We start from the raw sequence: 17,579 nt of genomic DNA, 5'->3' as shown, positions 1-17,579 counted from the left end.
TCTCCTAGCCGAGGTACTGGGTGGTGCCGCGCGGGACGTACGCGCCGTGCCCTGCGTGGCCGGTGAACTTCCGCTGGTCGATGACCACTTCACCGCGGGAGAGGACCGTCTCCACCTGGCCCATGACGTGCTTGCCCTCGTACGCGGAGTAGTCCACGTTCATGTGGTGCGTGTCCGCCGACATGATCTGCTCGGCGGCCGGGTCGTAGATGACGACGTCCGCGTCCGCGCCCGGCGCGATCGTGCCCTTCTTGCCGTACAGGCCGAACATCCGGGCCGGGCTCGCGCAGGCGATCTCGATCCAGCGGCGGCGGCTGATGTGCCCGTCGACGACGGCCTGGTGGAGGAGGTCCATGCGGTTCTCGACGCCCGGAAGGCCGTTCGGGATCTTGGAGAAGTCCCCGCGGCCCAGCTCCTTCTGCCCCACGAAGCAGAACGGGCAGTGGTCCGTGGAGACCACCTGGAGGTCGTTCGTGCGCAGACCCCGCCAGAGGGCCGCCTGGTGCTCGCGTGGCCGCAGCGGGGTCGAGCAGACGTACTTGGAGCCCTCGAAGTCGGGCTCCGCGAGGTTGTCCGTGGAGAGGAACAGATACTGCGGGCAGGTCTCGCCGAACACCGGCAGGCCCTCGTCGCGCGCCCTGGCCAGCTCGGCCACCGCCTCCTGCGCCGACACGTGCACCACGTACACCGGAGCGCCCGCCACCTGGGCGAGCTTGATCACCCGGTGGGTCGCCTCCGCCTCCAGGAGCGACTTGCGCACCTCGCCGTGATAGCGCGGATCGGTCTCGCCGCGCGCGAGGGCCTGCTCCACCAGGACATCGATGGCGAGGCCGTTCTCCGCGTGCGTCATGATCAGCCCGCCGTTGGCGGCGGCCCGCTGCATCGCCCGCAGGATCTGCCCGTCGTCGCTGAAGAAGACGCCGGGGTACGCCGTGAAGAGCTTGAAGGAGCTGACCCCTTCCTCGATGAGGTGGTCCATCTCCTTCAGGGTGCGTTCGTTGACGTCCGAGAGGATCATGTGGAAGCCGTAGTCGATCGCGCACTTGCCGTCCGCCTTCGCGTACCAGGCGTCGAGGCCCGCGCGCAGCGCCTGCCCCTTCGTCTGCACGGCGAAGTCCACGATGGTCGTGGTACCGCCCCAGGCCGCGGCCCGGGTGCCCGTCTCGAAGTCGTCCGACGAGAACGTGCCGCCGAAGGGGAAGTCCATGTGCGTGTGCGCGTCGACTCCGCCCGGGATCACGTACTTGTGGGTGGCGTCGATGACGCGGTCCGCGGTCCAGGCCTCGGCGGCGCCCGAGCCGTGTGCGGCGAGCGCTGCGATCCTGCCGTCCTCTATCAGCACGTCGGCGTGGGCCTCTTCGGCGGCGGTGATGACGAGTCCGCCGCGGATCAGGGTGCGGGTACTCATGATGGGGCGCTCCCTTTCATGCTCGTACGTTCGTGGGCGCAGGCAGGTGGACAAGCAGGCACATGAGCGGGTTCATGGTCCGGTGCGTGAACTAGACGCTCCGCAGAGCCTGTTCGAGGATCGCCGCCCCTTCTTCCGCCTCCGCCACGGTCAACGAGAGTGGCGGGGCGACACGCAGGACGCTGGTGTCGTGGCCGCCGCCCTTGCCGATGAGAAGGCCGCCTTCGCGTGCGGCTTCGAGCACCGCGCCGGCCGCCTGCGGATCGGCCTCGCCCGTGACGGGGTTGACCAGCTCGATGCCGATCATCAGGCCCCGGCCGCGCACTTCGCGTACGACGGGCAGCTGGGCGCAGATGGCGCGCACCCGCTCGATGAGCAGACCGCCGACGCGTCGCGCGTTGCCCTGGAGGTCGTGTTCCAGGAGGTACGTGAGGTTGGCGAGGCCTGCCGCCATGGTGACCGGTGAGCCGCCGAAGGTCGAGATGGAGTTGGAGTCGAGGGAGTTCATGACCTCGGCGCTCGCGACGACACCGCCGATGGACATGCCGTTGCCGATGCCCTTGGCGAAGGTGAGGATGTCCGGCGGGCCGCTCGCGGCGTGCGCCTGCCAGCCCCAGAAGTGGTCGCCGGTGCGGCCCCAGCCGGTCTGCACCTCGTCCGAGATCCACAGGATGCCGTGCTCCCACAGGACTTCGCGGAAGGCGGCGTAGAGCCCGTCCGGTGGAGAGGTGAAGCCGCCGACCCCCTGGATGGGCTCCGCGATCAGCGCGGCCACTCCCCCGCGCGCCTGCCCGAGCATGTCCTTCAGGTCGGCGACGCAGGCCTCGATGAACTCGGCGTCGCTCAGCGCGGCGTACGGCCCGCGGCTGCGGACGCCGCCGTGCACGTACAGCGTCTGGAGCGGCGAGAGGCTGGTCGGCGACCAGGAGTTGTTGCCGGTGATGCCGACGGCCGTGAAGGAGCGGCCGTGGTAGCTGTTGCGCATGGCCAGGATCTGGTTCGAGCGGCGGTGCGCGGTGGCCAGGAGCAGCGCCGTGTCGTTGGCCTCGGTGCCCGACGTGGTGAAGAAGACCCGGGCGTCCGGGATGCCGGAGAGGCCGGCGACCCGCTCGGCGAGGTCGATCATCGGCCGGTTGAGGTAGAGCGTGGACGAGTGGATGATCCGCCCGGCCTGTTCGCTGACCGCCTTGGTGACCTCGGGCAGCGCGTGGGCGGTCATGGTGGTGAGGATGCCGCCGAAGAAGTCGAGGTACTGCCTGCCGTCCGCGTCCCAGACGTGGCGGCCCTCGCCGTGGGTGATCTCCAGCGGGTCGGAGTAGTAGAGGGCGAGCCACTCGGGCAGGACGGCCTTGTGGCGGGTGTGGAGGTCACTCACGGCTGTACCAGTCCTTCGTACGCGTCGGGGCGGCGGTCCCGGTAGAACGCCCACTGCTGGCGTACTTCCTCGATGAGCCCCAAGTCCAGGTCCCTGACGACGAGTTCCTCGGCCTTGTCGCTCGCCCTCTCGCCGACGAACTGTCCGCGCGGGTCGACGAAGTACGACGTCCCGTAGAAGTCGTTGTCGCCGTACTCCTCGACGCCCACGCGGTTGATCGCGGCGATGAAGTACTCGTTGGCGACGGCCGCGGCGGGCTGTTCCAGCTGCCAGAGGTAGGCGGACAGGCCGCGGGACGTGGCGGAGGGGTTGTAGACGATCTGGGCGCCGTTCAGGCCGAGCTGGCGCCAGCCCTCGGGGAAGTGGCGGTCATAGCAGATGTAGACGCCGACCTTGCCGACCGAGGTGTCGAAGACGGGCCAGCCCGCGTTCCCCGGCTTGAAGTAGTACTTCTCCCAGAAGCCCTTGACCTGGGGGATGTGGTGCTTGCGGTACTTCCCCAGATACGAGCCGTCCGAGTCGATCACGGCGGCGGTGTTGAAGTAGAACCCGGACTGCTCGACCTCGAAGACCGGGACGACGACGACCATGCCGGTCTCGCGGGCGAGTTCCTTCATCCGCGTGACCGTGGGACCGTCCGGCACGGGTTCGGCCCACCTGTAGTGCTCGGGGTCCTGGACCTGGCAGAAGTAGGGGGCGTTGAACACCTCCTGGAATCCGATGATCTTCGCACCCTGGCGGGCCGCCTCGCGGGCGTGCTCCTCGTGCTTGGCGATCATGGATTCGGTGTCGCCTGTCCAGGTTGCCTGGACCAGTGCGGCGCGTACGACGTTGGCCATGAGCTGCTCCTTCGACGGGACGTCAGAGAGCCTCTACGCCCGTAGACTTGGTGCGTAGACAGGAAAACGTAAGCCTCCCCGACGGGCTGGGCAAGACCATCGCCGTTAACCGGCGGAGTCGATCATGTTTCGCACCCAAGCGGGCGAGAAGCGGGCGAGAACGCGCCAAGGAAGCGGGGGCGTCAGGTGCTGAATCCGGCAACGCGCAGCGCGTGCACGAGATCCCAGTGGCGCTCGTCCGACACCCCCTGGGCCGCCCGGAGAAGCATCGGGATGAGGCGGTACGGATCGGTGTGCGCGCAGCCGGCCGTGTCCTCGGGGGTACGGACGCGGATGTAGGCGTCGAGCAGGGCGCGGGCCTCGCGCTCGCGGCCGGCGTCGACCAGCGCGAGCACGGCCTCGGCGATCTCCTGGGCGGGCCGGGACACGCCCTGCCGCAGCAGCTTGCGGCAGTCCTCGGCGCGGCCTGCCCCTGCGAGGGCGTCGGCGAGCGCGACCAGCCGGTCGGGCGGCAGCGACGCGGCCTCCCAGAGCAGCGTCGACCAGTCGGCGCCGAGGCCCGCGCGGTGCAGCTCACCGGCGAACTCGGGCAGGCGCGGCGCGGGCCAGCCCGCGGCCTCGACAAGCACGCCGTGCGCCTCGCCGCTGCGGCCCTCGCCACGGAGCTTGATGAGCGCGGCGACAGCTTCGGCGGTGGCACGCCCGGCATCGCGGTCAGGCGGCGTCACGTCGTCACGCCGTCCACCGCCATCGGCGGCGTGCGCGAACCGCGCGCCGCGCGGGCCGGCCGCGGCAGGCGATGGCGCGGCCGTCTCCGGTACGGCGATGGCACCGGCCGCTGCCGCCTCGGCACCCCCGTCGTCGTCCGCCCCCGCGAACCCCGCGAAACGGGCGCCGCGGGGGCGGCGCGTGCGGCGGGACGTGTCGCGCGACTTGCGGCTCTGCTTGGGCACACGGGGTGCGTCTGCGCCCGGGTCCGGCTGTGATTCCGGGTCGGCCGACAGGGTGCGGGCGCCGGGAGCCGGGGCGCTCCGTTCGGCGGGGGCCGGCCCGAAGCCGTCCGCGGCCTGAGCCCCGAAGGCGTTCTGCGACTGCTCCCCGAAGTCGTCGGAGCCGTAGTCGTACTTGGACTCGCTGTCGTAGTCGGGCTCGACGTCGTAGCTGGACTCGCTGTCGTAGCCGGGCTCGACGTCGTAGCTGGAGTCCAGGTCCTCGAAGTCATCCGCCTCCACAGCCGCGAAGTCGTCCGCCACCGGAGTCCCGAAGTCGACCCACTGCGGGCGGTCCGCGCGGTCCAACCGCTCGATGCGCTCCCGGAGTTCCGCGCACCGTGCGGTCGCCCGGTCGTGGTCGTCGCCGACCCAGGCCAGATCGCGGTTGAGCCGCTCCACCTCGTCCGGCGTGGCCGCGAGCGCGAGCGAGCGGCCCAGCTCCGCCTGTCGTTCCACGGCGAACCGCTGCTCGGTGAGCATCATGTCGAGGCGCTCGCCGAGCAGCACCCGCCCTCCGGACCGCGCGTCGTACGCGGCCAGGGAGGCCGCGTGCAGCGCCCGCGCCCGCTCCGTCTCGCGCTCGGCGGCCTGCGTCCCGTGCCCCGCGGCCAGATCGTGCAGCAGCGCCTCCATCACATCCCAGGGGGGCACTTCCGAGCCATCCAGACAGGCCCGCATCCCCTCGGGGTCACGGGACCAGAACACGCCGCACCACCCGGCGCCCGGATCGAGCCGCGCCAGGAGGTCTCTCAGGTACCTCGCGAACTCCCGTACCTGATCAGGGAGTTGTCCCACTGCCATCCGAGCCAGCACCGCCCCATGGAGCCTGGAGTCTTCCGGACCGGAAGATAACACCAGACGTGTTACGGGACGACTACACGCAGTTTTCCGGCCGCTCCCCAGCCCCTCGCACGCCACCCGTCCGCACCAGACGTGCCGTGCCCATGGGTTCCGCCAGAGCCGGCTAAACCGGCACCATCACGCACGCCTGCGCCACCTCGTCCAGCGAGAGGCCGAGCGTCACCGCCAGCGCCGACACGGTGAAGAAGGCGGGCGTCGGGGCCCGCCCCGTCTCGATCTTGCGGAGCGTCTCGGCGGAGAGACCGGCGCTCGCGGCCACCTCCACCATGCTCCGCTCACCACGCGCCGAGCGCAGGAGCCGGCCGAGCCGCTCGCCGCGTTCGTGCTCTTCTGGGGTCAGGGGGGTCCGCACCATGCGGTCAGTCTAGTCCCGACCGTGCACAGAAACCCATTCTCATACCGGTATAGTAATTGGCATGGTGGAACTCAAGACAGACACATCTATCGACGCGATGCGCGAAGCGGGCCGGATCGTCGCTCAGGCCCTCACTGCCGTACGGGAGGCCGCGGACGTCGGCGTATCCCTGCTCGAGCTGGACGAGGTGGCACACGACGTGCTGCGAAAAGCGGGTGCGACGTCGCCCTTCCTCGGCTACCGCCCCTCGTTCGCCCCCACGCCGTTCCCCGCGGTCCTCTGCGCGTCCGTGAACGACGCGATCGTGCACGGCATCCCCACCGGCTATCGCCTGCGGGACGGAGACCTGCTCTCCGCGGACTTCGGCGCCGAGCTCGGCGGCTGGGTGGGCGACTCGGCGATCAGCTTCACCGTCGGAAAGGCCCGCCCCGAGGACGTACGCCTCATCGAGACCGCCGAGCGTGCCCTGGAAGCGGGCATCGCGGCGGCCGTGGTGGGAAATCGCATCGGCGACATCGCGCACGCGATCGGCGTGGTGTGCAGGGACGCGGGCTACGGCATTCCGGAAGACTTCGGCGGCCACGGCATCGGCCGCCGCATGCACGAGGACCCTGGCGTGCCGAACGAAGGCCGCGCGGGCCGAGGCATGCCCCTGAAGCACGGCATGGCCCTGGCCATCGAGCCCATGGTGATCAGCGGCGGCATCGACCACTACCACCCGGCCCCGGACGGCTGGACGCTGCGCACGAACGACGGCAGCCGCGCGGCCCACGCGGAACACACAGTGGCGATCACTAACGACGGCCCGCGCATCCTCACCGCACTGTGACGCCGCGAAGACATCTGTCACGTAGATCATCCGTACGATGCATCGGTGACACACGAGATCATTGATTACGGACAGTTCGCGGACCGGCTTGGGCGCCAACAGGGGCGCCCCCGCTGGTCGTTGCTGGAAGAAGTGCAGCGCGAGTGGGGTTACGAGGATCCGGGCGGGGAGCCCGGGCACTCCCGCTGGGGTGGCGAGAACAAGGAGCACGGCATCGACTGGGGCCTGCCGGTCCCCCAGGCGCTCAACGAATGGTGGGACTCCCCGCTCAACTCCTTCGCCTTCAACCCGCGCCTGTACTGGGTCCACACACAGTGGCCACCCAGGATCTCCGAGCTCGACGCGGACACCCGCTCGGCGGACACCCGCGTCTGCGTGTTCATGTCCGAGTACCACTACGCCCACGAATGGGGCTATCTCGCCGCCGAGGCCGAACTCCCCGACCCCCGGGTCTTCGTGAGCATCGGCGGCGAGTGGGTGGTGCAGAGCCGCTCGCTCTCCGAGTTCCTGATGCAGCTGGCCTTCGAGCGGATGCCCGCGCACTACGGCTGGACGCTGCGCTTCGGCCGGGACACCGTGGACGCCGACCCCGAGGTCATACGCCGTCTGGAGGGCTCGTACCGCGAACTGGGCCTGCTGCCCTGGCAGGAGATGGGCACCGACGCGCTCTCCTACGGCGCTCCGGACGCGGTCATACGTCACGGGCGGGGCCCCAGCGCCGACTTCAGGATAGTGATCAACGGCCGCACCCGCGCGGCGCTGCTCGACGTCGCCCGCACGCTGGGCCTTGAGTGGACGGACAAGGACATCCGACCGCCTGCCGAAGTGCCCGTGCCGCTTGAGGACTTGGGCCCGGTCTCACTCTCCGCGGGTGACGCCGACCCGCGCGGCAGGTTCACGGTCCTGACCCGTGAGTACCCGCAGCCGCCCGTCGTCGCCGGAGCGGCAGCCGCGCTCGTCGAGGCCCCGGGCACGCTCAGGGCAGTGGCCTCGCTCCAGGGTCCGACGCTGCTCGTCGCGGGCGACAGCGAAGGCTGCGTGCACGTCCGCGAGACGGACGACGAGGATCCGGAGACCATCACCCTCGGCCTGCACCGCGCCCCGGTGACCTCGGTGACCTGCCTGGAGCTCGCGACCGGCACCCGCCTGGTCCTGAGCGGCGACGCGCACGGCGTGATCCGCTACTGGTCGACCCGCCGCAAGCCACTGCGCGCGCCGTTCGCCCGCAGGAGCACTCCGGTCAGCTCACTCGCCGCCGCGGTCCTGCCCACCGGGCCCGCGCTCGCCGCGGCCTGGGCGGACGGCCTGGTGCGCGTCTGGGACCTGGCCTCCGACGCGGTGGCCAACCTCCGCCTCGGCACCGGCATCAAGTACCTGGGCCTGGACACGGCCGGCACACTGCGTGTCACCGACGCGGAGTCCACAGCCGCCCTCCGCCTCGACCTGGCCGAGCTGTGGCCGCACCGGGACCTCCAACTGCGCCTGGAGAGCGTCGACTGGGGCTCGCTGTGGACCGCGCGGGGCCCCGGCCACATGATCCCCGAGCTGATCGGCAAGGTGACGTCGGACGACAAGAAGACGGCCATGGACGCGGTCCACGACCTCTACCGCCTCCTCGTCTCCAAGGAGGCGGCATCGACAGCCGCCGTCCCGGCGATCCCGTTCCTGGTCGAGATCATGACGGACCCGGACAACCGTGCCCGCAGCACGCTGCTCCTCCTGATCGCGGACCTCGCGGACGTCCACCAGGCACGCGGCGGCCGAGGTGACGCTCAACTCACGGCGGTACGCGACGCGTTGCCCGTGCTGCGCTACCTGCACGACGACCCGGAGGGGCCGATCCGCTGGGCGGCCAACGAGCTGGAGCAGAACTGCGCGGCCCGCTGAACCACCGGGCGGGCCCGCCAGGGCCCGCCCGTCCCGCCTCACTCCGGCCGCACCACCATCGCCGACCCGCCACCACGCCGCACCTTCTCCGCGGCGGCGAGCCACTTGCCGCCCGGCAGCCGCTGCACCCCGGTGGCCGCGCCGATCTCCGGGTTCTGCTTGAAGGAGTGGCCGATGGCCTCCAAGTCGGCCCGCACCGAGCTCTCCCAGAGCCCCGGCTCCAACTCGGTCTGTGCGGCGTTGCGTTGACTTGCGCGCGGCGCCGCGATCGCGTCGACGAGCGGAAGGCCACGGTCGACGAATCCCGTGAGGGTCTGCAGGACGGTCGTAATGATCGTCGCTCCGCCCGGCGATCCAAGGGCGACCACCGGCTGCCCCTTCTCGAGCACGATCGTCGGCGCGATCGAGGACCGGGGCCGCTTGCCGGGACCCGGCAGGTTCGGGTCGTGCACGGCCGGGTCGGCCGGCGCGAAGGAGAAGTCGGTGAGTTCGTTGTTGAGCAGGAACCCGCGCCCCGGCACGGTGATCCCGCTGCCGCCCGTCGACTCGATGGTCAGGGTGTAGGCGACGACGTTGCCCCACTTGTCGGCGGCCGTGAGGTGTGTCGTGTTCTCCCCTTCGTACGTGGTCGGCGCCGCCTTGTCACCGGACCCGCAGGCGGCCGGGTCCCGCGGGTCGCCCGGCGCGAGCGGGCTCTTCAGGGCCGCGTCGTCGCGGATCAGGCACTCCCGCGAGTCGGCGAACTTCTGCGAGAGCAGCTCTTTCGTCGGCACGTCCTCGAAGACGGGGTCGCCCACCCATCGCCCGCGGTCGGCGAACGCGACGCGGCTCGCCTCGATGAACCGATGGAGGTACTTCTTCTTCGAGGCCTTCGAGAGGTCGGTCCGCTCAAGGATGTTGAGCGCCTCACCGACGGTCGTGCCACCGGAGGACGAGGGAGCCATCGAGTAGACGTCGAGGCCCCGGTAGGAGGTCTTCGTCGGCGCCTGCCGCTTCGCCGCGTAGGCCTTCAGGTCCTTCGTCGACAGGTCGCCGGGCCGGGCCACGCGCCCGGACGCCGGGTCCACGGGCGGCTTGTTCACGGTCCGTACGACATCCTTGCCGATGCCGCCGCGGTACATCGCCCCGACGCCCTTGCGGCCCAGCTCCTCGTACGTCCGCGCGAGATCGGGGTTCTTGAACGTGGAGCCGACCACGGGCAGCGCACCGCCGGGCAGGAACAGCTTCGCCGAGGCCGGGAAGTCGGCGAACCGCTGCTGGTTCGACTCGGTCTGCGAGCGGAAGGTCCCGTCCACGGTGAATCCGTCGCGCGCGAGCCGTTCGGCGGGTTTCAGGAGCGTGCCGAGCCGCTTGCTGCCCCACTTGTCGAGTGCGGACTGCCAGGTCGCGGGGGTGCCGGGGGTGCCCACACCCAGGCCGCTGGTGACGGCGTCCGCGAAGGGGATCGGTTTGCCGTCCTCCAGGAAGAGGCCGGAGTCGGCGGTCAGCGGGGCCGTCTCACGCCCGTCGATCGTGCTGACCTTGCGGCTCTTGGCGTCGTAGTGGACGAAGTAGCCGCCGCCTCCGACGCCCGCGGAGTAGGGCTCGGTCACGCCGAGGGCCGCCGCCGTGGCGACTGCCGCGTCCACCGCGTTGCCGCCCTTCTTCAGGACCTCGATCCCGGCGGCCGACGCGTCAGGGTCGACGCTGGAGACGGCACCGCCATGACCGACGGCGAGTGGTGTCTTCCCCGGGGACGTCGAGGCCGGTTCAGCCGAGCGCGGAGACGAAGGGGGCACGGCCGCTCCGACCGACACCAACACCCCTCCGACCGCCAATAGCGTCAGATTCCGTACGACAGCACGACGCATTCGTACCTCCAGTCAACAACCGTCCGCGCAGCGTAACTTCGCTCCCCCCACGGCGTCAGGACCCCCTCGAACACGGGTCCTAGCGCCCGCTAGCATGCGCCCCCATGACTGAAGACGTGCGCAACATCGTCCTCGGCCTGATCGCGGCCGGCCTGGGTGCCGTGCTGGGCTGGCTCGCCCGTACCTACCTCTGGCGGCGCAAGCTCCGCCGCAAGCAGGCCTTCTTCGGGCTGCCCGAGAACGCCGAGTCGCTGCTCGTGGTGAACCGCGAGGCGGGCGGCCCCGAGCTCACCGTCGTACGCCACGACGTGTTCGCGCTGCTCGAACTGGCCGCGCTGATCAAGGACTGCGGGGCGCACGCCCAGCTCGTCGCGCACGACGCCGCCCAGCAGAGCTTCGGCGAGCGCACGGAGTTCTGCGTCGGCTCCCCGGCCGTCAACCGCCGCATGGCCGCGCACATGCACTCCCTGCTGCCCGGCGTCCGCATCAACACCGACCCGGAGCCGGGACCTGACCGCGGGGCCTTCCAGGTCGGCAACGAGCGGTACCGCATGGAGGGCGGCATCACGGAGTACGTGATCCTCGCGCGGCTCACCGCGGGGCAGGACCAGGAGGCGAGACCCGTCTTCGTCTTCTGCGGCCAGCGCGCGATCACCAACCAGGCGGCGACCCGCTATCTCGCCCGGCACCACGAGCGCCTCGCCCGCAAGCACGGCGCCAACACCTTCGTCCTGCTCCTGAAGGTCGTCAACTCCCAGGCGTACGGTCCCGATGTCGTCGAGCTCGTCGGGGACGTCACCCGCGCCGCCCAGGCCCCGGCCCCCGCGATCACGCCGCCGCGCAGTTCCCATCGCGCCAAGTAGGTACGCGATCACCGAGCGCCGACGGTCACGCCCGGCTCATACGCCGCCCATGTGACCTAGTCGGGAAATTCGGGGCAAGAGGCAACCCACCGGGACCTTTGTCCCTCTCACCGTGCAGTTCCACATTCGCACGGAGGTACGTTCCCTTGAGGCCCCTGAGCTCGCCGAGTCGCCGACGCCCCCTACGCCCCCGCCACACCGGGGCCGCGGTCACGGCCGCGGGCCTCGCGGCACTGGCCGCCGCCCTGACCGCCTGTTCGGGCAGCACCCCCGCGTCCGCCGACACGGCCGCGAACAAGCCGGACATATCCGTCAACCTGCAGGGCAAGCAGGCCAAGGCCGGCTCCCCGGTCAAGGTGACGCTGGCCGACGGCAAGCTGAAGCAGGTCAAGGTCACCGACTCGAAGGGCGCGAAGCTCACCGGCAAGGTCGCCTCGAACGGCACCACCTGGACCTCGGACCGCAAGGCGGTGCCCGGCACCTCGTACAAGGTCGAGGCGACGACGGACGAGGGCGGCAGCGCACGGGCCTCCTTCAAGACGGCCGCACCGGAGCAGGTGAACAAGCTCTCCCTGACGCCCGGCAAGGACTCCACGGTCGGCGTCGCACAGCCCCTGTCGGTCGTCTTCGACCACCCGGTGAAGAACAAGGCCGAGGTCGAGAGGCACCTGAAGGTGAAGACCTCGAACAACACCACCGGATCCTGGGGCTGGATCAAGAACTACGACGGCAAGGACCGCGTCGACTGGCGCCCCAAGGACTACTGGGAGTCCGGCACCAAGGTGAAGCTCGACGCCCGTCTCGGCGGGATCGACTCGGGCACCGACGGCGGCTGGTTCGTCCGTGACTACGCGACCGGGTTCACCGTCGGCAGGAGCCAGAAGGTCAAGGTCGACCTCGACAGCAAGCAGGCGACGCTCGTACGGGACGGAAAGAGCGTCAGGACCGTCCCGATGTCGGCGGGCACCCCCGGCGGCGACAAGGCGTCCTGGGGCGGCACGTCCGTCCTGATGGCCAAGGAGGGCACGATCAACATGCGCTCCGAGACGGTCGGCCTCGGCGACGCCTACGACAAGATGGTCGACAACTCGATGCGTCTGACCTGGTCGGGCATGTACGCGCACGCCGCCCCCTGGAACGCCTCGTACTTCGGCAACACCAACCACAGCTCGGGCTGCATCGGCATGAGCGACGGCGACGCCTCCTGGCTCTACGGCCAGGTCCGGGTCGGCGACCCCTTCGAGGTCTCCGGCAGCGGCTCGAAGGGCGTGCCCGACCCGGGCAACGGCTACGGCGAGTGGAACATCTCCTGGGCCGACTGGCAGACGAAGAGCGCGCTGGGCTGAAGGCCGAACTGGAAGTAGACAGCTCAACAATCGTTACCGGGGCGTAACTTACCGACGGGTTACCCCCGGTAAAGCCTCGAGGTTACCGTCGGGTCACTTTGCTTGCACGAGTAAGGAGTGACCCGTGGGACAACCGCGCAAGGCTCTGCGTACGACCACCGTGGGCGCCGTGTCGGCGACTCTCGTCGCCGGCGCCGCCTTCGGCCTCGCCCCGGCCGCCCAAGCGGCGCCGGCGGCCGCTCCACAGGCGGCGAGCTCCGCGGACGTGCGTTTCGTCGACATCCCCGGCGACGGCGGCACGATCCTCAAGGCCAACGTCTTCACCCCCAAGGGCGCGAAGGCCGGCGCTGACGGCACGAAGTACCCCGCCATCGTGCTGCCCACCAGCTGGGCCGTGCCGCAGATCGAGTACGTCGCACAGGCCCAGCAGCTCGCCGACTCCGGCTACGTCGTGGTCAGTTACAACTCGCGCGGCTTCTGGCAGTCCGGCGGCGAGATCGAGACCGGCGGCCCCGAGGACATCGCCGACGCCTCGAAGGTCATCGACTGGACCCTGGAGAACACCCCGGCCGACCCCGAGAAGGTGGGCATGGGCGGCGTCTCGTACGGCGCGGGCATCAGCCTGCTCGCCGCCGGGCACGACAAGCGGATCAAGGCCGTGGCCGCTCTCAGCGGCTGGGGCAACCTCATCGACTCGATCTACAGCGGCCGCACCCAGCACCGCCAGGCCGCCGGGCTGCTCGGCGGCGCCGGTGTCCTCACGGGTCGTCCGAGCCCCGAACTCCAGCAGACCCTCAAGGACTTCCTCGCGTCCAATCTGGACAAGGAGGACGAGATGATCGCGTGGGGCAAGAAGCGCTCCCCCGCTACCTACATCGATCAGATCAACAAGAACGGCGCGGCCGTCATGCTGGGCAACGCCTGGGGCGACACGATCTTCCCGCCCAATCAATACGCCGCGTTCTACGAGCAGTTGACCGGGCCCAAGCGCCTCGAATTCCGTCCGGGCGACCACGCGACCGCCGAGCTGACCGGCCTGTTCGGACTGCCCAACGACACCTGGGCCTCGACCCGGCGCTGGTTCGACCACCACCTCAAGGGCGAGAAGAACGGCGTCGACGGCGAGCAGCCCGTCCAGCTCAAGTCGCGCTCGACCGGCGGCTACGAGGGCTACCCCGACTGGAAGTCGGTCGGCGCGACGAAGAAGAAGATCGACCTCGCGGGCTCCACCACGCTGCGCACGAACGTCGACTCGGGCGCCAACGGCGGCACCGTGCTGCTCTCGAACACCCTCGACCAGTTCCTCAAGATCCCGCCGATGGCCTCGCTCCCGCTGCTTCCGCGGCGCTACGCGGGCGTCTGGCAGTCGCAGAAGTACGACGCGGCCCAGCGGGTGCGCGGAACGGCGAAGCTGCACACCACGCTCACCAGCACCAAGGAGAGCGGCACCCTCGTCGCGTACCTCTACGACGTGGGCCCGCTCGGCCTCGGCAAGCTGGTCAGCAACGCGCCGTACACCTTCCACGGCAAGACCCCCGGCCAACCGTTCGGCGTGGACCTGGAGTTGTTCTCCACGGCCTACGACGTTCCGGCAGGACACAAGCTCGCCCTGGTGGTCGACACGGTCGACCCGCTCTACATCGAGCACAACCCGTCCGGCGCGCAGCTGACCTTCTCCTCGCCCGCGTCCGACCCGTCGTACGTGTCGGTCCCGCTGCGCGAACAGTGATCACCGGCTGCTGCCGGGTGGGCCCTGGCCCCTTTAGCTACTGCGGACCCGGCAGCAGCGTCCCTGGTTCGGCCGGGGCCACTTCCGCGGCCTCGGTCTTGGGATTGCGCCGCTGTCGTTTGGACACCCACTGGGCGAACCACGAGAGCAGCATGCACATCCCGATGTAGATCGGCGAGATCACCAGAACCACGGGGATGAAAGGTAGATCGTAGTCGAGGTTCGACGCGATCAGCTTCCCGGCGTGGAGGAACTCCTCATAGGTGATCAAGAAGCCGAGCGAGGTGTCCTTCAGGGCCACCACCAACTGGCTGATGATGGCGGGCAGCATGGCGCGCAGGGCCTGTGGCACCAGGACGTAGCTCATGACCTGTGTCTTGCGCATGCCGAGCGCGTACGCCGACTCCCGCTGCCCGCGCTCCACGGAGTTCACGCCCGATCGGAAGACCTCGGCGAGTACCGAGCCGTTGTAGAGCGTGAGCCCGGTGACAAGCGCCGGCAGCGGCTGGACCTTCAGCGCCACGAAGACGAAGAAGATCATCACCAGGACCGGCATCGCGCGGAAGAACTCCACGAGGAGCGTGGCCAGCCAGCGCACCGGCCGGTGCTCGGAGAGCCGCCCCACGGCGAGCAGACCGCCGAGCGCGAGCGCGAGCACCGCGGAGATGGCGAAGGCCTTGAGCGTGTTCCCCAGGCCCCTGAGCAGGAGTTCCTGGATCCCCTTGTACTCGAAGGGCATCCACTTCGTCTCGGTGAACTGGTCGGTGTCGAAGAGCAGGTAGAGGACCCAGCCGAACAGGGCGAGCAGCACCACGGTGGAGAGCAGCCCGTAGAGCTTGTGCCGGCGCTCGGTCTTGGGGCCCGGTACGTCGTAGAGGGCGGTGGAATCGTGGGAGAGGGCTTTCATCGGGCGACTCCCCAGCGCTTTTCGAGGACGTTGAAGATGGCGCTGATGGCGAGGGTGATGATCAGGTAGCCGACGGCGATCCAGACGAACGTCCAGACGATGTTGTAGCCGAGCTCGTTGAGCGTCTTGTACGTGCCGAGCAGCTCGGTGACGCTGAACGCGCCCGCGATCGCCGAGTTCTTGGCCAGTGCGATGAGGTTGGAGCCGACCGGCGAGATGACGGACCGGAAGGCCTGCGGGAGCACCACCATGGACAGTGTCTGTCCGAAGGTCATCCCCAGGCTGCGGGCCGCCTCGCCCTGGCCCTTGGGGACGGTGTTGATGCCCGAACGCAGTGCCTCACAGATGAAGGCGGAGGTGTAGCAGCCGAGCGCGAGCACGGCGAACACCTTGAAGGGCAGGACGAGTCCGAAGCGCGGGAGCCCGAGCAGCACCGCGAAGAAGAGCAGGGTGAGCGGGGTGTTGCGCAGGACCGTCACCCAGGCGGTGCCGAACACCCGGAAGGAGCCGACCGGCGCCACCCGGAACGACGCCATGAGGAAGCCGAGCACGAGGGCCAGGACGGAGGCGTAGACGGTGAGTTCGACGGTGCCGACGAACCCCTCGCCGAAGGTGGAGAAGTTGTCTGTCAGTACGTCCACGACGCCTCCTCAGCTCGCCGGGTAGCGGTCGATGGCGGGCGGCTTGGGCGCCGGGACCCCGGAGAGGCCGAGGGTGGCGTCGTAGGCCTTCTTCCAGTCGCTGTTCTTCTCCCGGGCGGCGAGGGCGTCGTCGACGGCGAACCGCAGGGCGTTGTCGCCCTTGGGGACGCCGATGCCGTAGGGCTCCTTCGAGAACGGCTTGCCGACCACTTTGAGCTCGTCGGGCACCTTGGCCGCGTACCCGATCAGGATGGCGTCGTCGGTGGTGACGGCGTCGACCTGATAGGTCAGCAGGTTGTCGACGCAGACCGAGTAGGTGTCGTACGCGACGAGCGTCGCCTTCGGGTAGTCCTTCTGGATGCGCTGGTAGGGGGTCGAGCCGGCAGCGGAGCAGACCCGTTTGCCGTCCAGGTCCTGCGGCCCCTTGATGTCGTTCTCGTCGGTGCGCACGAGCAGGCCCTGTCCTGCCATGTAGTAGGGGCCGGCGAAGCCGACGAGCTTCTTCCGGAGGTCGTTGATGGTGTAGGTGCCGACGTAGTAGTCGATCTGCCCGTTCTGCAGGGCGGTCTCGCGGTTCGCCGACGCGATCGTCCTGAACCGGATCGACTTCGGGTCGAAGCCGAGCGAGGCCGAGATCATCTTGGCGATCTCGATGTCGAAGCCGGTGTACTGCCCGGTGGCGGGGTTCTTCTCGCCGAGGAACGGCTGGTCCTCCTTGGCCCCGACGACGAGGTGACCGCGCCTCTTGGCCTTCTTCCAGGTACTGGACTGCGGCAGTGTGAAGCCCGTCGCCACCTGGTACTTGGGCAGTTCGTCGGGCTGCGGCCCCTTCACCGGGGGGCTGCCCTCCTTGCCGCAGGCGGTCGCGGCGCAGGCGGCGAGGACGAGCGCCGCGAGCAGACGTGTCGTACGCATCATGCCTGTCCCCCCGTCAGTGCTTGAGGATCTTGGAGAGGAAGTCCTTGGCGCGGTCGCTCTCCGGGTTGCTGAAGAAGTCCTCGGGGGCCCGGTCCTCGACGATGCGTCCGGCGTCCATGAAGACGACACGGTTGGCGGCCGAACGGGCGAAGCCCATCTCGTGGGTGACGACGACCATGGTCATGCCGTCGCGGGCGAGACCCTGCATGACCTCGAGCACTTCGTTGATCATCTCGGGGTCGAGGGCCGATGTCGGCTCGTCGAAGAGCATCACCTTGGGCTCCATGGCGAGCGCGCGTGCGATGGCCACGCGCTGCTGCTGGCCGCCCGAGAGCTGTGCCGGGTACTTGTCGGCCTGTGTCGCGAGGCCCACCCGTTCCAGGAGCTCGCGGGAGCGCCGCGTGGCGTCGTCCTTCTTCCTGCCCCGCACCTTGACCGGCGCGAGGGAGACGTTCTGCAGCACTGTCTTGTGTGCGAAGAGGTTGAAGGACTGGAAGACCATGCCTACGTCGGCGCGGAGCGAGGCCAGGGCCTTGCCCTCTTCCGGAAGCGGCTGCCCGTCCAGTGCGATGGCTCCCGACTGGATCGTCTCCAGCCGGTTGATCGTCCTGCAGAGCGTTGATTTCCCCGACCCTGACGGGCCGATGACCACGACCACCTCCCCCTTGCCGACGGTGAGGTTGATGTCCTGGAGGACATGCAGCTCCCCGTAGTACTTGTTCACATCACGCAGCTCGATCAGCGGATCGACGGCCATGCCCTGCCCTGCCCACTCTCAG

At 69.5% G+C, this 17,579-nt stretch carries 15 protein-coding genes; 5 read left to right on the top strand and 10 right to left on the bottom strand.

Features of this window, described 5'->3' with window-relative positions:
• Nucleotides 1-4: 4 nt before the first annotated feature.
• The 5 genes from hydA to ACZ5WE_RS35930 form a co-directional block, all read right to left on the bottom strand.
• Nucleotides 5-1,408 (bottom strand): dihydropyrimidinase, encoded by a 1,404-nt coding sequence (hydA, locus tag ACZ5WE_RS35950; RefSeq protein WP_467695520.1) that lies wholly within the window; start codon nucleotides 1,406-1,408, stop codon nucleotides 5-7.
• Between the two features lie 91 nt (nucleotides 1,409-1,499).
• Nucleotides 1,500-2,783, bottom strand: coding sequence for an aspartate aminotransferase family protein (locus ACZ5WE_RS35945; RefSeq protein ID WP_467695519.1), 1,284 nt, complete (start codon nucleotides 2,781-2,783; stop codon nucleotides 1,500-1,502).
• A complete protein-coding gene (locus tag ACZ5WE_RS35940) occupies nucleotides 2,780-3,622 on the bottom strand; it encodes a nitrilase-related carbon-nitrogen hydrolase (RefSeq protein WP_467695517.1) in 843 nt (280 codons plus the stop codon). The genes ACZ5WE_RS35945 and ACZ5WE_RS35940 overlap by 4 nt, the downstream gene beginning before the upstream one ends.
• Before the next feature lie 182 nt (nucleotides 3,623-3,804).
• Complete coding sequence (locus tag ACZ5WE_RS35935; protein WP_467695515.1) at nucleotides 3,805-5,319, bottom strand: hypothetical protein; 1,515 nt, start codon at nucleotides 5,317-5,319, stop codon at nucleotides 3,805-3,807.
• Between the two features lie 259 nt (nucleotides 5,320-5,578).
• Entirely contained in the window at nucleotides 5,579-5,830 is a 252-nt protein-coding gene (locus ACZ5WE_RS35930; RefSeq protein ID WP_467695513.1) for a helix-turn-helix domain-containing protein, read from the bottom strand.
• A gap of 61 nt (nucleotides 5,831-5,891) precedes the next feature.
• Between ACZ5WE_RS35930 and map the strand changes: the two genes are divergently transcribed.
• Together map and ACZ5WE_RS35920 are read left to right on the top strand one after the other, a co-directional pair.
• A complete protein-coding gene (map, locus tag ACZ5WE_RS35925) occupies nucleotides 5,892-6,659 on the top strand; it encodes a type I methionyl aminopeptidase (protein WP_467695511.1) in 768 nt (255 codons plus the stop codon).
• 45 nt (nucleotides 6,660-6,704) lie between these two features.
• On the top strand, nucleotides 6,705-8,546 hold the full coding sequence (locus ACZ5WE_RS35920) for a WD40 repeat domain-containing protein (RefSeq protein WP_467695509.1): 1,842 nt from the start codon (nucleotides 6,705-6,707) through the stop codon (nucleotides 8,544-8,546).
• 38 nt (nucleotides 8,547-8,584) lie between these two features.
• Here ACZ5WE_RS35920 and ggt read toward each other — a convergent pair whose 3' ends face one another.
• Nucleotides 8,585-10,396 carry a gamma-glutamyltransferase gene (gene ggt / locus ACZ5WE_RS35915; protein WP_467695507.1) on the bottom strand — a complete coding sequence of 604 codons (1,812 nt, stop codon included), beginning with the start codon at nucleotides 10,394-10,396 and terminating at the stop codon, nucleotides 8,585-8,587.
• 104 nt (nucleotides 10,397-10,500) lie between these two features.
• On the opposite strand from ggt, the gene ACZ5WE_RS35910 reads away from it, so the two are divergent.
• From ACZ5WE_RS35910 to ACZ5WE_RS35900, 3 genes are all read left to right on the top strand, one after another.
• Entirely contained in the window at nucleotides 10,501-11,259 is a 759-nt protein-coding gene (locus ACZ5WE_RS35910; RefSeq protein ID WP_467695506.1) for a hypothetical protein, read from the top strand.
• 146 nt (nucleotides 11,260-11,405) lie between these two features.
• Complete coding sequence (locus ACZ5WE_RS35905; protein WP_467695504.1) at nucleotides 11,406-12,605, top strand: L,D-transpeptidase; 1,200 nt, start codon at nucleotides 11,406-11,408, stop codon at nucleotides 12,603-12,605.
• Nucleotides 12,606-12,729: 124 nt separating this feature from the next.
• The gene (locus ACZ5WE_RS35900) at nucleotides 12,730-14,334 is read left to right on the top strand and encodes a CocE/NonD family hydrolase (protein WP_467695502.1); all 1,605 of its coding nucleotides are present in this window, start codon (nucleotides 12,730-12,732) and stop codon (nucleotides 14,332-14,334) included.
• Between the two features lie 37 nt (nucleotides 14,335-14,371).
• On the opposite strand, the gene ACZ5WE_RS35895 is transcribed toward ACZ5WE_RS35900, so the two are convergent.
• The 4 genes from ACZ5WE_RS35895 to ACZ5WE_RS35880 are packed head-to-tail and all read right to left on the bottom strand — an operon-like array spanning nucleotide 14,372 to nucleotide 17,557.
• On the bottom strand, nucleotides 14,372-15,241 hold the full coding sequence (locus tag ACZ5WE_RS35895) for an amino acid ABC transporter permease (RefSeq protein WP_467695501.1): 870 nt from the start codon (nucleotides 15,239-15,241) through the stop codon (nucleotides 14,372-14,374).
• Nucleotides 15,238-15,882: an amino acid ABC transporter permease gene (locus ACZ5WE_RS35890; protein WP_467695499.1), complete on the bottom strand. Its 645-nt coding sequence runs from the start codon at nucleotides 15,880-15,882 to the stop codon at nucleotides 15,238-15,240. The genes ACZ5WE_RS35895 and ACZ5WE_RS35890 overlap by 4 nt, the downstream gene beginning before the upstream one ends.
• Nucleotides 15,883-15,891: 9 nt before the next feature.
• A complete protein-coding gene (locus ACZ5WE_RS35885) occupies nucleotides 15,892-16,797 on the bottom strand; it encodes a glutamate ABC transporter substrate-binding protein (RefSeq protein WP_467695578.1) in 906 nt (301 codons plus the stop codon).
• Nucleotides 16,798-16,813: 16 nt separating this feature from the next.
• Entirely contained in the window at nucleotides 16,814-17,557 is a 744-nt protein-coding gene (locus ACZ5WE_RS35880; RefSeq protein ID WP_467695497.1) for an amino acid ABC transporter ATP-binding protein, read from the bottom strand.
• Nucleotides 17,558-17,579 lie beyond the last annotated feature (22 nt).

This window comes from Streptomyces sp. NPDC033180 (assembly GCF_055577645.1).
The sequence above is the reverse complement of the archived record's forward strand: the minus strand, read 5'-3'. Positions and strand labels throughout refer to the sequence as shown.

What these genes read in the sequence shown, in the direction of transcription:
- ACZ5WE_RS35940 (WP_467695517.1), bottom strand. Translation starts at nt 3,622, where the DNA reads ATGGCCAACGTCGTACGCGCCGCACTGGTCCAGGCAACCTGGACAGGC.
- ACZ5WE_RS35910 (WP_467695506.1), top strand. Translation starts at nt 10,501, where the DNA reads ATGACTGAAGACGTGCGCAACATCGTCCTCGGCCTGATCGCGGCCGGC.
- ACZ5WE_RS35880 (WP_467695497.1), bottom strand. Translation starts at nt 17,557, where the DNA reads ATGGCCGTCGATCCGCTGATCGAGCTGCGTGATGTGAACAAGTACTAC.
- ggt (WP_467695507.1), bottom strand. Translation starts at nt 10,396, where the DNA reads ATGCGTCGTGCTGTCGTACGGAATCTGACGCTATTGGCGGTCGGAGGG.
- ACZ5WE_RS35930 (WP_467695513.1), bottom strand. Translation starts at nt 5,830, where the DNA reads ATGGTGCGGACCCCCCTGACCCCAGAAGAGCACGAACGCGGCGAGCGG.
- map (WP_467695511.1), top strand. Translation starts at nt 5,892, where the DNA reads ATGGTGGAACTCAAGACAGACACATCTATCGACGCGATGCGCGAAGCG.
- ACZ5WE_RS35885 (WP_467695578.1), bottom strand. Translation starts at nt 16,797, where the DNA reads ATGCGTACGACACGTCTGCTCGCGGCGCTCGTCCTCGCCGCCTGCGCC.
- hydA (WP_467695520.1), bottom strand. Translation starts at nt 1,408, where the DNA reads ATGAGTACCCGCACCCTGATCCGCGGCGGACTCGTCATCACCGCCGCC.
- ACZ5WE_RS35895 (WP_467695501.1), bottom strand. Translation starts at nt 15,241, where the DNA reads ATGAAAGCCCTCTCCCACGATTCCACCGCCCTCTACGACGTACCGGGC.